Origin of the sequence: Pantoea sp. 9140 (assembly GCF_000745295.1) — a bacterium.
Classification (GTDB): Bacteria; Pseudomonadota; Gammaproteobacteria; order Enterobacterales; family Enterobacteriaceae; genus Pantoea; species Pantoea vagans.
Genome location: NZ_JQNO01000001.1, coordinates 2712891 through 2727778, shown reverse-complemented (window position 1 = coordinate 2727778; position 14888 = coordinate 2712891). Strand labels below are relative to the sequence as shown.

The following is a 14888-nucleotide window of genomic DNA, read 5'->3' as shown; positions in this document are numbered from 1 at the left end:
TTACTGCTTTTATTTTATGCTGTGTGACATCTTTGCCCATTAGTGGCGATGGTGACCGCCATGATACCCACCGTGATAACCTCCGTAGTAGCCTCCATGATATCCGCCGCCACCCCCGCGGTGCCAGCCATTGTCGTGTCTGGGGCTGATGATACAACCGCTTAGTAATGTCATCAGCGCAACCACCGAAGCGACTTTAATTAATCTCTTCATCGGAAGCCTCTCCTCTTTTTCAATGACTACGACATTACGCTGGAAAAGTGGAGTGAAGATGCAGGCTTTGTAGAGTTATTTAAGAAGATATGACGGAATATTTCAGCTCGCTGTATTTTTCCGCGGCAGGAAATAAGAAAATCGGAATGAGCTGAATAATAAATACTATCAAAGAGAATAGTCTTAAAATCAAGCGAAAATAATTCTCATTTGAAAGTTTTTACCACTACATTATTAGCATGTCATTTCAATGGGAGAGAAACATGGCGCATAACGTAAAAAATATTCTGGCGTTACAGGCTGAACTGGGGGAATGCCCGCTCTGGTCATCAGAAGAACAGGTGCTCTATTGCGTCGATATTCTGGCGCCGGCCATTCACCGTTTTGATCCGGTCAGCGGTGAATTGCAGACCTTCCCGCAGGCGGAAGAGGTAGGGTGCATCGGCCTGCGTGAGCAGGGCGGGCTGATAGCCGCATTGCGCAATGGTGTCTGGCTGCTGGATGCGCAGGGTAAACCAGAGAAAAAGGTCGCAGAGAATCCAGGTGTAGCCGCGCAAAGTCGCTTTAATGATGGCCGTGTGGATCCGTGGGGTAATTTCTGGTGCGGTAGCCTGTGGGAACCGCAGGATAAAAATGGCGGTCTGTTATGCCGCGTGACGCCTGACCTGAAGCTGGAAGTGAAGGCGCAGGACATTAAAATTTCCAACGGACTGGCATTCTCTCCGGACCGACAATGGATGTATCACAGCGATACGCCGAATGAGGCGCTCTATCGTTATCCGTTAAGCGAGCAGGGCGAACCGGGTGAGCGCACGCTGTTCCGTCGTTTTGACGCGAAAGGGGGTTTACCGGATGGTGCCGCGGTGGATAGCGAAGGTTTTTACTGGTCAGCACAGTTTGATGGCGGACGCGTGGTACGTATCGATCCGCAGAGCAGCGAAATCGTTGATGAGATCCTGCTGCCGGTGAAGTGGCCAACCATGGTGGCCTTTGGCGGTGCCGATCTTAAAACGTTGTTTATCACCAGTTCACGGGAAGATCGCACGGAAGAGGAACTGGCACGCTATCCGCAGTCAGGCGATATCTTTGCCGTGGACGTCGCGGTGGCGGGAATAGCAGAGCCGCGTTTCCGCGGCTGAATGTTAACGGGCCGCGCAATGGCGGCCCGTGGTCGTTGTCCGTGAAGTTAGTGGCGCTGCAACACCGGCTCTGCTGTGACGGAACTCTGTGGCAGTCGGATGGTGAGCGACAGGAACAGGGAGATGACCAGCAATGTCATAATCAGGCTGAAGGTGACAGTGAAACCACCAAACAGTGAGGCGACCAGCGAACCCAGCACGCTGCCGATACCAAAGCCCAGGTAAAGCAGGCCATAGTTTTTTGTCAGGTTGTTGAGGCCGAAAAAGTCACTGACCAGTGATGGGAACACCGTGATGGTCCCGCCAAAGCTAAAGGCCACACAGGCGAGTGACAGGAAGAAGGTGACCTCATTCATCCGGGTAAACAGCAGCACACTCATCCCGATCAGCGACACAATTTGCGCCAGCGAAATGACCCGGATACGCAGCATTTTGTCGGAGAGCACACCCAGCACCAGACGACCACTCAGATTGGCAATCGCAATCACCGTTACCGCGCTGGCAGCAGTCTGCGTGGAGAGATGCACCAGACCTTCGCCGATATCTTTGGCAACCCCTATCACATAGAGGCCGCTCATACAGGCGGTCAGGAACATCAGCGCCAGCATCCAGTACTGCGGCAGACGCACTGACTGTGCCAGCGTGTAATCCCGCGCATGTTGCTGACCTTGGGCGGTGGTCCCGGTCTGCTGCAGTGGCGCTTCACGCATCAGCAGCGCACCGAGAATAATCATCGACATGGCCAGCACGCCCCAGATCATAAAGGTCTGCTCCAGACCGACCGTTGCCAGCAGTGCTCCGCAGATAAACTTGAATCCCAGACTGCCAAGGCCGTAAGCGCCAATTGCACAGGCCGAGATCATCCCCTTACGTTCAGGGAACCATTTCACGCAGTTTGACAGCGTCATCAGGTAACCGGCACCATCGGCCAGACCGACCAGCAGCCCGGCACTGAAGTAGAGCATCATCAGGTTATTTGCGTGCGCGGTGAGCCAGAAGCCCAGCGCCATCAGTACACCCGCACCAATTGTGACGCGGCGTACGCCAAAACGTTCCTGTAATTTTCCGGCCAGTGAAGAGGCGATAGCCAGACCTAAACTCAGCAGGCCAAAGGAAAATGCGACCTGACTGATCGGTGCATCCAGCTTCTGTGACAACTGGCCGTTGAACAAACTCCATGTATAAACTGACCCCAGCGCAAACTGAGTGATTACCGTTCCGAACAATGTAAGCCAGCGGGAACGCTGGTAAGACGCCTGTTGAGTCTGGTTCATAATTTATCTCTCCCGTTCGGGAATCTGGAAACTGCGGTCAGAATAAAGCAGTGGTTCGCGCGCGTGAGCAACAAAGGTATGAACGGAACATCTCAGGGAATGAAATGCCATTCAGGCGGTATGAATGACACAACGCAGGTCTGCAGCGATAACGCAGCGTTGCGTTAAAAGTAACCAAAGCGGCAGCTTAATAAATAAGCGTAACCACCCGTAATAGAATGTTTCAGCGAGCCGGTTATGTGAGCAGCCTTCCGGATCTTTTGCCAGGCTGATAGTTCACTTATCAGGAGGAAATATGAAAGACCGGACATATGAATCCACCACCAGTGAGGACGAAGTTTGCTGCATCATCGGTCAGGCGGTGATTGAACTCAGTACAGAACAGCAGCCTGTGACCAAATCGACGCTGGCATTAAAACTGCTGTCGATGGCCGATCGTGATAGTGACGATGAGCGTGTTCTGCTCTACTGGATTGCGCGTAAAGCGATCAATCAACCACAGAAACTTCTTCAGCAGCAGTGGGCATAACGCCCATCCGGACGCGGGCCGGAGCCCGCCTCCGCGTCAGATGATTATCCGGCGACGGCTTGCCGGCCAGCGGGCAAACATCACGATATTGCCCAGCAGAATCATGACAAGGCCAGGGATGGCGCTGGCATGCCACTCATACCCCTCAAAGCGGGTCGAGAGTGCCAGCGCAACCAGTGGAAACAGAACCGTTGTATAGGCAGCCCGACTGGCGCCGATACGTCCCACCAGTGTAAAGTAGGCACCGAAACCCATCACCGATCCCACGATAGCCAGATAGGTTAATGCGCCAATCCACTGGGCATTCCATGTTGGTTGTAGTGAAACACCCTGTAGCAGTGAGACCAATCCCATTATCAGCGCGCCATACAACATGCCGTAGCTGTTGGTTGTCAGTACGTCGCGTTGCAGACGCTGATGCCGCTGACTGATCATATTGCCAAATGAAAATCCCAGCGTGCCCAGCGCACTTAAACCAATGCCCCACATCAGCCCGGCAGAGGCCTGCGTGCTGCGCAGATCGTGCCAGAACAGCGCAACGATGCCTGCCATGCCCAGCACGATCGCCGGAATCAGACGCGGGGAAGGGCGCTGATGGAAAAAGATCCAGCTGTTTATCGCATTGTACATCACCGCCATAGAGAAAATGACCGACTCCAGTCCGCTGCTGATATAGCCTGAAGCGTAATAGAAACAGACAAAATTGAAGCCAAAGACGCAGCAGCCTTGCAGCATGCAGAAAAGATGATCGCGCAGCGTCAGCCTGTGCAGTCGTTTTATCAGCTTAAGCAGCAATAACATGACCAGTGAAGCCAGTAAAAATCGCCAGAACACGGCGACAGTCACGGCCCCCATGCCAGCAGACTGTTGCGCATAGATCGCAATCCAGGTTGTACCCCAGATGAACACGACAGAGAGATACAAAAACAGGTTCATTGCCAGGTTCTCCACCACAAAACGCCGAGTCTGCACTGGTAACGCGCATGGGTCTTGCAGCGGATTGCGCCGGGTTTGCAAAATCTTGCGCATTTTTATCCTCTGTCCCGATGTGACCTGTTTTCTGTCCCCCACAATCCGTAAACTGGCCCTCTGTTTATCTGAACTGATACATCCGATGCGTACCTATCAGACCTTTGAAATGCTGCAACGCCACAAAGCACAACTGCGCGATCAGGTACAACTCAATAATGGCATTCAGCTGGCCGCCTGGTTTAATAGTGGCGATCGCGTTACCAACCTGAGCGATCATCACACGCTGAGTCTTTATGTGGCGGGCGGCTACGATACCTGGCATAAAACAGCGCACGGCTGGCGTAACGGTGGCGCACCGGATCGCTTCTGTCTGATGCCCGCAGGCACGGAATCGACCTGGGATTTGCGTGCCGACCTCGCTTTTGTTCATCTCTATTGCAGCGAGAATCAGCTGCGGCATTTGGCCGAACAGGTGTGGGATCGCAGCCCGGCGCAGTTAAATCTGCATGAGAAAGTCTTTTCCGCTGATGACCGCATTACCCAGCTTTATCGGCACTTTCTGCTGAGCAGCGACTGGCAACAGCCCGCCAGTCAGCTGACGCTGAGCAGCGCATCAACTCTGCTTCTGACCCATCTGTTGCAGCACTACAGTGAGGTTAAATGGCAACTACCACAGATGCGGGGCGGACTGGCTCCCGTGGTGTTACGGCGTGTTCTGGAATTTATTGAAACCCATCTCGACCAGCCATTAACCCTGTCTGTGCTGGCGCAGGAAGCGGCGCTGAGTGAGTTTCATTTTGCCCGTATGTTCCGTCATACCACTGGCGAAGCGCCGCACCAGTTTGTGATGCGTCGTCGTATGGATCGTGCGCGAACATTGCTTGCTCGGCCCGACCTGACGCTGACTGAGATAGCGCTTCAGTGTGGTTTTCACTCTTCTGCGCATTTCAGCCATCGTTTCCGGCAGGTTTATGGCATGACGGCTTCGGCATGTCGGCAGGGGAGTCGCGGAAAGTCTTAGCGGCAACAGCCACGCTATACAGCGTATAACAATGCTACTAAACATTAACATAACTTATCATGAAAGCTAACCTTTTAGGGTTAAGTCTCGTCATCCATTTCTGACCCAATTCTATTAAATAATCATTAACCGCACTTTTTAGCCATGAGGGATTTTTCTCCAGCGCCCTGCATTAAACAGCTAACTAAAACATTCCGCAGTCCTAGTCATGATGCGCCCTGTAGCGAGAATCTTAAGAAAACTCTTATATATCAGTCCGGTATAAGGTTATTGTTGATAGCATTGCCTTGTTACCTTTTGTTACACCTTATCATTTCCTTTAGCCGGCCCACTATTTTTACACTCGCGTCATGGGTGTTTATCTGAAAATTTATTCCGGATTTTCGCCCTTACATCGCGTCATATTGCCAGTAAATGGAATGTACTCGCTTCAGAACGCAGATTCTGCTTTTTACTTAATGGTTAATAGCAGAAATGTTTTATGGCAGGAGGAGCCGTTCTTAACTTTGACACTGGCTGTGACGGTTTCTATCACTCAGTAGAACAGGGACAGCCATGTCTAACTCTTCCTTTCAGTCCGAAATACCCAAGGCCCGTATTAATTTAAAACTTGATTTGCATACGGGTGGGGCGAGCAAGAAAACCGAGCTTCCTCTGAAATTACTGGTGGCGGGTGACTTCAGCAATGGCATGGAGACTGCGCCACTGAATGAACGCAAAAAAGTGAACCTGAACAAAAACAACTTTGACTCAGTACTTTCCGAATACGCCCCAAAAATCAATCTCACCGTTAAAAACACGCTTGCCGACGACGGTAGCGAAAATAGTGTTTCACTGACGTTCCAGAGTATGAAGGATTTCACCCCGGAGCAGGTCTCTCGCCAGATACCTCAGCTGAAGGCCATGCTTTCCATGCGCAATTTGCTTCGCGATTTAAAAGCTAACCTGCTGGACAACCAGGCTTTCCGAAAAGAGCTGGAAAAAATCCTGATCGATCCTGCGTTAAGCGCAGAGCTTAGAGCCGAACTTTCAGCCCTGGCACCAAAACAGCCATAACGGTCACGATGATTTAACGGACTAATAAGGAAGATGCTGATGTCTGTAAATAATGAGAATGCCGCGGGTGGCGAGAGTCTGGTGCTGGAACGTCCTGCAGCAGGGGGGATTTATGCGTCCCTCTTTGAAAAAATCAATCTGCATCCGGTCTCCGAACTCAGTGCACTGGATATCTGGCAGGACGCTCAGGCGATGTCGGATGCGACTGCGGATGAACGTTTAACCGCTGGCATGCAGGTGTTTCTCGAATGCCTGACAAAATCGGGATCGAAAGTTGAAAAACTCGACAAAAACCTGATTGACCATCATATCGCGGAGCTGGATTACCAGATCAGTCGTCAGCTTGATGCTGTCATGCACCATGACGCTTTTCAGGCGGTGGAAAGTCTGTGGCGCGGCGTGAAATCGCTGGTCGACAAAACTGATTTTCGCCAGAACGTGAAAGTTGAACTGCTGGATATGTCGAAAGAGGATTTGCGTCAGGACTTCGAAGACAGCCCGGAAATCATCCAGAGTGGTCTGTATAAACATACCTATATTGATGAGTATGATACGCCAGGCGGAGAGCCGATTGCTGCGCTGATTTCCTCCTATGAATTTGATGCTTCTGCGCAGGATGTCACGCTGCTGCGCAACATTTCTAAAGTGTCTGCCGCAGCGCACATGCCGTTTATCGGATCTGCCGGCCCGAAATTTTTCCTCAAGGATTCGATGGAAGAAGTGGCGGCCATCAAGGATATTGGTAACTACTTTGACCGTGCTGAGTACATCAAGTGGAAATCCTTTCGCGAGACGGACGATGCCCGCTATATCGGTCTGGTGATGCCGCGTGTACTGGGCCGCCTGCCGTATGGCCCGGACACCGTACCTGTTCGTAGCTTCAGCTACGTCGAAGAAGTGAAAGGCCCGGACCACGACAAATACCTGTGGACCAATGCCTCGTTCGCCTTTGCATCCAACATGGTGCGCAGCTTTATCAACAACGGCTGGTGCGTACAAATTCGTGGCCCGCAGGCGGGTGGCGCAGTACAAGACCTGCCAATCCATCTGTATGACCTGGGCACCGGTAATCAGGTGAAGATCCCGTCAGAGGTGATGATCCCGGAAACCCGCGAGTTTGAGTTCGCGAATCTGGGCTTTATTCCGCTCTCCTACTACAAGAACCGCGATTACTCCTGCTTCTTCTCGGCGAACTCCACCCAGAAGCCGGCCCTGTATGACACCGCCGATGCGACGGCCAATAGCCGCATTAATACCCGTCTGCCGTACATCTTCCTGCTGTCGCGTATTGCGCACTACCTGAAGCTGATTCAGCGTGAAAACATCGGGACCACTAAAGATCGTCGTTTGCTTGAACTGGAGCTGAACACCTGGGTCCGCAGTCTGGTGACCGAAATGACCGATCCTGGTGATGAGCTGCAGGCTTCTCACCCGCTGCGTGACGCCAAAGTGGTTGTCGAAGACATTGAAGACAATCCGGGTTTCTTCCGCGTTCGCCTGTACGCCGTGCCGCACTTCCAGGTAGAAGGCATGGACGTCAACCTGTCACTGGTTTCTCAGATGCCGAAAGCGAAATCGTAAGGCGAGGGGAAATCAGGGATGAAAATTCATCGTCCGTTATGGAATGAAGGGGCGCTTCTGGCCCCTCAGCAGTTCCAGCAGCAGTCTGAGTGGGAGGCGCTCTCCCGAGCTGGTGTTGCCGCACGCGGCAGCGCCTTTCCCTGGGGCGTCGGTCATGTTGAACTGGATGAGGCCATGCTGGCATCAGGACGTGTACAGGCGCAGTCACTGCGCCTGTGGCTCCCGGATGACACGCTGATAGATACCCGTCACAGCGATCTCCCCCCTGCGCCTCGCGAGGTTGAGGTGTCTGCCTCCGCCGGCAATGCCCCGGTCACTGTTTACGTTGCGCTGCCGGTCATGCAGGCAGGGATCGTCAATGTCCAGACCGATACGCAGCCGGCAGAACGTCCGTTGCGCTATGCAGAGGTTTGGGAGACCATCGCTGACCGCTTCGGCCAGGATGAAGAATCGATGGCGGTGGCTCGCTTTAATCTGGCCTTTCGTTTCGGACATGAAGACAACAGTGCATGGGATACCTGCGCCGTTGCCCGCCTCCTGCGGGACGGGCAGGGGGGATGGCATCAGGATCCGGACTTTATCCCGCCGATGGCCCTGTTCTCGGCCAGCCGCGGGCTGTGTGAGCGTCTTGCGCTGCTGAATCGCCAGCTCCGCTCCCGTCGCCAGCGCCTGATGTCCATGCGCCGTGAAAGTAATGACCGGATGGCTGACTTTGCAGTTGCTGACGTGTCGCTGTTCTGGCTGCTGAATGCCCTTAACTCCCATGCCCGAGTCCTTTCCGAATTTGAGCGTTTCCCGGACCGGCACCCTGAACAGATCTGGGCGGAACTGGCGCGTCTGGCCGGCAGCATGCTGACCTTCTCGCTGGAGCATGACCTGGATGCCATTCCGGGGTATGACCACTGCCTGCCTGAAAACACCTTCCCGCCATTATTTGATCTCATCAGCGAACTGCTGGAAGCGAGCCTGCCGTCACGTGTGGTGGCGGTCAGAATGGACAGGATGGATCCGGAAACCTGGAAAGCGGTTCTGCATGATATCCGTCTGCGTGATGAAGCTGATTTCTATCTGTCCGTTCGCTCTAACCAGCCTGCCTGGCAGATTGCTGAACGCTTTGCTGAAGTCTGCATTGCCGGAGCGCCAGCCAGCGTCGGTGAGGTGTCGGGCGTGGCCGTGGAGGGAATTAGCCTGATTGCACTCAGCCGTGTGCCGGCCGCACTGCCGGTACGTCTGGAGAACCAGTACTTTGTGCTGGATATGGAGAGCGATGTCGCGCGTGAAATGCTCGATCAGGGGGTTTGTGTGTTCTACGTTCCGTCCGTGCTTGGTGAGCTGGAGCTGGAGCTGTTTGCGGTGCTGCGCTCATGAAAAAAGACACCGATATTGATGGTCTGATGGCTGAAACCTGGCTCACCGTGGCGCAGTTGCGTCACGGTGGTGAAGTCACCGATGGTCCGGCTCTGTACACCGCCTGTAAAGGGCTGGTGGACAGCGTGCGTGTAGCGCTGGAGCGCGCCGGGTATGACAGTGAAAGCATTGATCACATCACCTATGCCCAGTGCGCCCTGCTGGATGAAACTGTCCTGAACCGCAAGCCTGTAGATAAGTCGCCTGCATCCGGGACCGGTAAGCTGTCGTTGGCAGTGACTGAAGAAGCAGATACGACACCGGCCGTCACGCTGGATGCGGCCCAGAGAGCCTGGCGCTCAGCACCGTTACAGACCGTCTACTTCGGCACCCTGCGTGCCGGTGGCGCACTGTACGACCGTATCGCAGAAGTGTTGCGCCAGCCTGCGCCTGAGCAGGCGGTGCTGACCTGCTACCAGCGGGTTCTGGCGCTGGGATTCCAGGGGCAGTACAGCTTGTCCGGGGTGGGGCAATCCCGTCGTGATGAGGTTATCTCAGCACTTAATGAACGCGTCCCTGCGCTGGAAATTGCTGCCTCCCTGGTGGTGCACAAAACCGGGCGACGTCGCTACAACCTGCTGCGCTCGGTCTGGTTCTGGATTGTGCTTGCCGTCGTACTGACCGGTGCGGTGTGGCTTGGTGGTCATCTCTGGCTGCAGGATCTGCTGCACCAGCAACTGCCGGAGCCGCGCTGATGGGAGGACGTACGTTCGCCCGTGCGGCGTTACCGGTGCCGGTTTGCCTGGCTGCCGTGCTGTGGCTGGTATGGGGCTTTCTGGCCTGGGGTGTGGCTGGAAAATCACTGCTGACGCTGGCAGCGCTGCTGGTTTGCGGGTGGATTACCCTCCGACGTTACCGTCACCTGCAGCCGGCTAAGCAGGTGGAGGACGCAGGTGACTTTCCTCCGGAAGACCATACCGGACCGGTGGTGCTGGTCTGTGGGGATGTGGGTGACAATATGTTCGCGCCGGGACCCTTCCGGCGCACGACTCAGGGCTGGTACCTCCGGGTGGCAGAACTGACTGAGCTGATGCCGCTGGTCACCCGTCTGCTGGCACGCACCCCGGTGATGGCCGGTCAGCTTTCGGTGATGTACCGCTGCCTGCCAGACCGCCATGATGACGAGGCGCTGCTGCGGGCGTCCCTGAAAGCACTGCGCCTGCAGGTGAAGCAGCTTCGCGGACTGACCGGGTATGACGTTCCGGTGGTGCTTAATGCAGAATTCAGTGGCCCGGAGACGCCGTGGATAGTGGTACGGGGTACGACGTCTCTGGTGTGCCCGGAAGACGAACCGGCGGTGACGCTCAGTGAGTGGCAGCGTACGGCACAGATTGCCACCGTTCAGCCATTTCTGACCCAGGCGACCGCGATGCTTCACTCGGTCATGTTGGATGAACTGGGCAAATCCGACCGGCTGTGTCCGGCGATACGCCCGTTTGCCGTCACCCTGCGTCTGGGGCTGATACAGACTGCTGCCAACGCTCTGTGGCCGCAATGGCTGTTCCGTCTGACCCGCATTTCTCCTGCGAACCGTGTCTGTGCGCATGAACCGCGCTGGCATTTTGCCGATCCGGTGTTGCCGCTCCTGATGCCGTATACCACACCGCTACAGGGTGGTAAAACCGGACGTCGGGTGGTGATGGTCCTGCTGCTGTGCGCACTCGGGGCCCTCGCACTGTCTGTCCTGCATAACCAGACCCTGATCCGCCGGGTGGCTGCCGATCTGCACCGCTGGCAGGCTATTCCGATGGATCACTACGCGCCGAAAGCCCGGTCGCTGTACGCCCTGCAGCAGGATGCGCTGTTACTGGAGCGCTGGCAACGCCAGGGCGAGCCACATCGCTATGGCCTCGGATTGTATCCGGGCGAGCGTCTGTGGCTCGCGGTTCAGCAGGCTATCGATACCTATGTTCCACCACCGCCTCCACCGAAGCCGAAACCAAGGCCAGTGCCGAAGATTATTCGTCTCGACAGCATGTCGCTGTTTGATTCCGGAAAGTCTGAGCTGAAGAGTGGTTCGACCAAAATGCTGGTCAATTCCCTGGTGGGGATCAAGGCCAAACCGGGCTGGCTGATCGTGGTCAGTGGTTACACCGACAACACCGGTAACCCGCAACTGAATCAGACGCTGTCCCTGAAGCGTGCCGAAGCGGTACGCAACTGGATGCGGGACACCGGCGATGTGCCGGAGAGCTGTTTTGCGGTTCAGGGATACGGTCAGGACCGTCCCGTCGCAACCAATGACACAACGGAAGGGCGTACGCTCAACCGTCGTGTCGAAATCAGTCTGGTACCGCAGGCCGACGCCTGCCAGATACCGGGCAAACCCTCAGCGTCATCGCAGGATGATGACGCTTCACAACACAATGGAGAGTAATTCCATGGCAATTCCTGTTTATCTTTGGCTGAAAGACGACGGCGGTGCGGACATTAAAGGGTCTGTGGACGTTCAGGATCGTGACGGCAGCATCGAAGTTGTCGCTCAGGAGCATAACCTGTACATCCCGACCGATAACAACACTGGCAAGCTGACCGGTACCCGTATCCACACCCCGTTCCTGTTCACCAAGGAAATCGACTCGTCCAGCCCGTACCTGTACAAGGCGGTGACCACCGGTCAGACCCTGAAGTCTGCGGAGTTCAAGTGGTACAAAATCAACGACGCCGGTCAGGAAGTTGAATACTTCAACACGAAGTTAGAAAACGTGAAGGTGGTGAAAGTGAACCCTGTGATGCACGACATCAAGGATCCTGCTTTCGAGAAGCACAACCACCTTGAACGCATTGAATTGCGTTACGAAAAAATCACCTGGACTTACAAAGACGGCAACATCATTCATTCCGATTCCTGGAACGAACGCGCCATTGCGTAAGAAAGACCGCGGGCAGCGTATCCTGCCCGCTTTTCTGTTTTTCACAACGCCTGCCTCGCGGACGTTCTGCAAAGCAGTCACACATTTTATCTGTACTGACCTTATGGGCATCGGTTAACTGCCAGGGGCGGTAGCGTGTCAAAAAGAGAGGGAATGAAATTCATGGAAAATCCAGCTGTTCTGTTACGTCGCCTGAATCCTTACTGCGCCCGCGCGCTGGAAGGCGCAGCCTCCCTGTGTCAGGCCCGGGCCCATGCGGAAATCCTGCCTGAGCACTGGCTGCTGAAATTGCTGGAGCAAGGCGAAGGTGACCTGACGGTGCTGGCACGCCGCTATGAATGGGATATGGATGCGCTCTGGCAGGATCTGCTGGCGTGGCTCGACAACCTGCCGCGCTCTATGCGTAGCCGCCCACAGCTCTCTGTCAGCATGCAGAGCCTGCTGCAGGAAGCCTGGCTGCTGGCCTCTCTTAATGAAGAGCAGATCCGCAGTCTGCATCTGCTGATGGCGCTGGTCGATAAACCAAAACTGCTGCGCTGTGACGGTCTGTGGCCGATGCTGACGCTGGGCCAGAGCCAGCTGGAACGTCTGCGGGGGCTTCTGGATGCGCAGTCGGACGAACGTCCGGAATTGCAACTGGAGAAGGAACTGGCGCAGAGCCACGGTGGTGAGGTGGAGTTTGTTGGCCGTCCGGTGGGTGCAGAGCTGAAAGAGGGTGAACAGAACCCGGTTCTACAGAACGCGCTGGATAAATTCACCCTCGACGTCACCGCCAAAGCGAAAGACGGAAAGATTGACCCGGTGTTTGGCCGCGATACTGAAATCCGCCAGATGGTGGATATCCTCTCCCGTCGCCGTAAAAACAACCCGATTCTGGTCGGCGAACCTGGCGTGGGGAAAACGGCGCTGGTGGAAGGGCTGGCGCTGCGTATCTCCGAAGGCAACGTGCCGGAAAGCCTGAAAACGGTGGTGCTGCGTACTCTGGACCTCGGCCTGTTGCAGGCAGGTGCTGGCGTAAAGGGCGAGTTCGAACAGCGCCTTAAAAACGTGATTGATGCCGTGCAGCAGTCACCGGTTCCCGTTCTGCTGTTTATCGATGAAGCGCACACCATTATCGGTGCAGGGAACTCGGCCGGGGCCGCGGATGCGGCCAACCTGCTGAAGCCGGCGCTGGCGCGTGGTGAGCTGCGTACCATAGCCGCCACGACCTGGAGCGAGTACAAGCAGTATTTCGAGCGCGATGCGGCGCTGGAGCGCCGCTTCCAGATGGTGAAGGTGGACGAGCCGGATGACGACACCGCCTGTCTGATGCTGCGTGGCCTGAAATCCCGCTACGCCGAACACCACGGCGTGCACATCACTGACGATGCAGTACGCGCCGCCGTTACGCTTTCACGCCGCTATCTGACGGGCCGCCAATTGCCGGACAAAGCCGTTGATCTGCTGGATACCGCCAGTGCCCGCGTGAGGATGAGCCTCGACACCGTGCCGGAAGCGCTGACGCAGTACCGCGCGCAGCTCACTTCACTTGAAATCGAAAAGCAGGCGCTGCTGGAAGATATCGCGCTGGGCAACAACCAGCACGGCGAACGTCTGGCGGCGATTGAGCAGCAGCAGAACGACCTGATTGTCGAACTCGATATTCTGGAGAGTCAGTATGGTCGCGAGCTGAGCCTGACGGAACAGCTGCTCGAAGTGCGCCAGGACATCAGCCGCCAGGCCGATATCACCACTCTGCAAAACCAGCTGTCGGCGCTGCAGGGCAACTCACCGCTGCTCTCTATGGATGTGGACACCCGAACCGTGGCGAACGTGATTGCCGACTGGACCGGCGTGCCGCTCTCCTCGCTGATGAAGGACGAACAGACCGAACTGCTGACCCTGGAAGCTGAAATCGGTAAGCGCGTGGTCGGTCAGGAAGCGGCGCTGAATGCTATTGCCCAGCGTCTGCGTGCGGCGAAAACCGGCCTGACTTCGGAGAACGGTCCGCAGGGCGTGTTCCTGCTGGTCGGCCCAAGCGGCGTGGGTAAAACCGAGAGCGCGCTGGCGCTGGCGGATGCGCTGTACGGCGGTGAGAAGTCACTCATCACCATCAACCTGTCCGAATACCAGGAGCCGCACACCGTTTCCCAGTTGAAAGGCTCACCGCCGGGATACGTTGGTTACGGCCAGGGCGGCATTCTCACCGAAGCCGTGCGAAAGCGTCCCTACAGTGTGGTGCTGCTCGATGAGGTGGAAAAAGCGCACCGCGACGTGATGAATCTGTTCTATCAGGTCTTCGACCGCGGCTTTATGCGCGACGGTGAAGGGTGTGAAATTGACTTCCGCAATACCGTGATCCTGATGACCTCCAACCTCGGCAGCGACCACCTGATGCAACTGCTGGATGAACGGCCGGATGCCAGCGAAAGCGACCTGTACGAACTGCTGCGCCCGATCCTGCGTGACCACTTCCAGCCTGCGCTGCTGGCCCGCTTCCAGACTGTGATTTACCGCCCACTGGCCGAATCGGCGATGCGCACCATTGTGGAAATGAAGCTCAATCAGGTCAGCAAGCGATTACAACGTCATTACGGCCTGATCACCCATATCGGTGACAGCCTGTATGACACGCTGACGGTCGCCTGCCTGTTGCCGGATAACGGGGCACGTAATGTTGACAGCCTGCTCAACCAGCAAATCCTGCCGGTACTGAGTCAGCAGATGCTCACTCACATAGCGGCGAAACAGAAGCCACGGTCACTCACTCTCGCCTGGGACGAGGAAGAAGGGATCGTGCTGGATTTTGAGTAAGGAAAACCATAAGACCCCTCTGAAGTATTT

At 55.7% G+C, this 14888-nt stretch carries 12 protein-coding genes; 10 read left to right on the top strand and 2 right to left on the bottom strand.

The annotated features are described in order from the left end of the window. Window positions 1-476: 476 nt before the first annotated feature. Window positions 477-1352, top strand: coding sequence for an SMP-30/gluconolactonase/LRE family protein (locus FA92_RS12595; protein WP_033783797.1), 876 nt, complete (start codon window positions 477-479; stop codon window positions 1350-1352). Between the two features lie 47 nt (window positions 1353-1399). Here the strand turns inward: FA92_RS12595 and FA92_RS12590 are convergent, their stop codons facing one another. Continuing rightward, the gene (locus FA92_RS12590; RefSeq protein ID WP_013358631.1) at window positions 1400-2626 is read right to left on the bottom strand and encodes an MFS transporter; all 1227 of its coding nucleotides are present in this window, start codon (window positions 2624-2626) and stop codon (window positions 1400-1402) included. Window positions 2627-2921: 295 nt separating this feature from the next. Here FA92_RS12590 and FA92_RS12585 point away from each other — a divergent pair, with 295 nt between their 5' ends. Further along, on the top strand, window positions 2922-3155 hold the full coding sequence (locus FA92_RS12585) for a hypothetical protein (RefSeq protein ID WP_033733431.1): 234 nt from the start codon (window positions 2922-2924) through the stop codon (window positions 3153-3155). A gap of 36 nt (window positions 3156-3191) precedes the next feature. Here FA92_RS12585 and FA92_RS12580 read toward each other — a convergent pair whose 3' ends face one another. Beyond that, the gene (locus FA92_RS12580) at window positions 3192-4091 is read right to left on the bottom strand and encodes a DMT family transporter (protein ID WP_033784651.1); all 900 of its coding nucleotides are present in this window, start codon (window positions 4089-4091) and stop codon (window positions 3192-3194) included. 178 nt (window positions 4092-4269) lie between these two features. Here FA92_RS12580 and FA92_RS12575 point away from each other — a divergent pair, with 178 nt between their 5' ends. The 8 genes from FA92_RS12575 to tssH all read left to right on the top strand — a co-directional run bounded on the left by FA92_RS12575 (window position 4270) and on the right by tssH (window position 14858). After that, window positions 4270-5148, top strand: coding sequence for an AraC family transcriptional regulator (locus tag FA92_RS12575; protein WP_033783795.1), 879 nt, complete (start codon window positions 4270-4272; stop codon window positions 5146-5148). 555 nt (window positions 5149-5703) lie between these two features. Continuing rightward, the gene (gene tssB, locus FA92_RS12570) at window positions 5704-6204 is read left to right on the top strand and encodes a type VI secretion system contractile sheath small subunit (protein ID WP_033783793.1); all 501 of its coding nucleotides are present in this window, start codon (window positions 5704-5706) and stop codon (window positions 6202-6204) included. Window positions 6205-6237: 33 nt separating this feature from the next. Then, the gene (tssC, locus tag FA92_RS12565) at window positions 6238-7785 is read left to right on the top strand and encodes a type VI secretion system contractile sheath large subunit (RefSeq protein WP_033783791.1); all 1548 of its coding nucleotides are present in this window, start codon (window positions 6238-6240) and stop codon (window positions 7783-7785) included. 18 nt (window positions 7786-7803) lie between these two features. Next, window positions 7804-9153, top strand: coding sequence for a type VI secretion system baseplate subunit TssK (tssK, locus tag FA92_RS12560; protein ID WP_033783789.1), 1350 nt, complete (start codon window positions 7804-7806; stop codon window positions 9151-9153). Continuing rightward, complete coding sequence (gene tssL / locus FA92_RS12555) at window positions 9150-9887, top strand: type VI secretion system protein TssL, short form (RefSeq protein WP_033783788.1); 738 nt, start codon at window positions 9150-9152, stop codon at window positions 9885-9887. The genes tssK and tssL overlap by 4 nt, the downstream gene beginning before the upstream one ends. Beyond that, a complete protein-coding gene (locus tag FA92_RS12550; RefSeq protein WP_033783786.1) occupies window positions 9887-11569 on the top strand; it encodes an OmpA family protein in 1683 nt (560 codons plus the stop codon). The genes tssL and FA92_RS12550 overlap by 1 nt, the downstream gene beginning before the upstream one ends. A gap of 4 nt (window positions 11570-11573) precedes the next feature. Beyond that, window positions 11574-12065, top strand: a complete 492-nt coding sequence (gene hcp, locus FA92_RS12545; protein ID WP_033783784.1) for a type VI secretion system effector Hcp — start codon at window positions 11574-11576, stop codon at window positions 12063-12065. A 162-nt stretch (window positions 12066-12227) separates the two neighbouring features. Continuing rightward, window positions 12228-14858, top strand: a complete 2631-nt coding sequence (gene tssH / locus FA92_RS12540) for a type VI secretion system ATPase TssH (protein WP_033784650.1) — start codon at window positions 12228-12230, stop codon at window positions 14856-14858. The last annotated feature ends 30 nt before the right edge of the window (window positions 14859-14888 follow it).

Excerpts from the sequence above, each read along its gene's own strand:
- FA92_RS12595 (WP_033783797.1), top strand. The coding sequence starts at position 477 with ATGGCGCATAACGTAAAAAATATTCTGGCGTTACAGGCTGAACTGGGG.
- FA92_RS12590 (WP_013358631.1), bottom strand. The coding sequence starts at position 2,626 with ATGAACCAGACTCAACAGGCGTCTTACCAGCGTTCCCGCTGGCTTACA.
- FA92_RS12585 (WP_033733431.1), top strand. The coding sequence starts at position 2,922 with ATGAAAGACCGGACATATGAATCCACCACCAGTGAGGACGAAGTTTGC.
- FA92_RS12580 (WP_033784651.1), bottom strand. The coding sequence starts at position 4,091 with ATGAACCTGTTTTTGTATCTCTCTGTCGTGTTCATCTGGGGTACAACC.
- FA92_RS12575 (WP_033783795.1), top strand. The coding sequence starts at position 4,270 with ATGCGTACCTATCAGACCTTTGAAATGCTGCAACGCCACAAAGCACAA.
- tssB (WP_033783793.1), top strand. The coding sequence starts at position 5,704 with ATGTCTAACTCTTCCTTTCAGTCCGAAATACCCAAGGCCCGTATTAAT.
- tssC (WP_033783791.1), top strand. The coding sequence starts at position 6,238 with ATGCTGATGTCTGTAAATAATGAGAATGCCGCGGGTGGCGAGAGTCTG.
- tssK (WP_033783789.1), top strand. The coding sequence starts at position 7,804 with ATGAAAATTCATCGTCCGTTATGGAATGAAGGGGCGCTTCTGGCCCCT.
- tssL (WP_033783788.1), top strand. The coding sequence starts at position 9,150 with ATGAAAAAAGACACCGATATTGATGGTCTGATGGCTGAAACCTGGCTC.
- FA92_RS12550 (WP_033783786.1), top strand. The coding sequence starts at position 9,887 with ATGGGAGGACGTACGTTCGCCCGTGCGGCGTTACCGGTGCCGGTTTGC.
- hcp (WP_033783784.1), top strand. The coding sequence starts at position 11,574 with ATGGCAATTCCTGTTTATCTTTGGCTGAAAGACGACGGCGGTGCGGAC.
- tssH (WP_033784650.1), top strand. The coding sequence starts at position 12,228 with ATGGAAAATCCAGCTGTTCTGTTACGTCGCCTGAATCCTTACTGCGCC.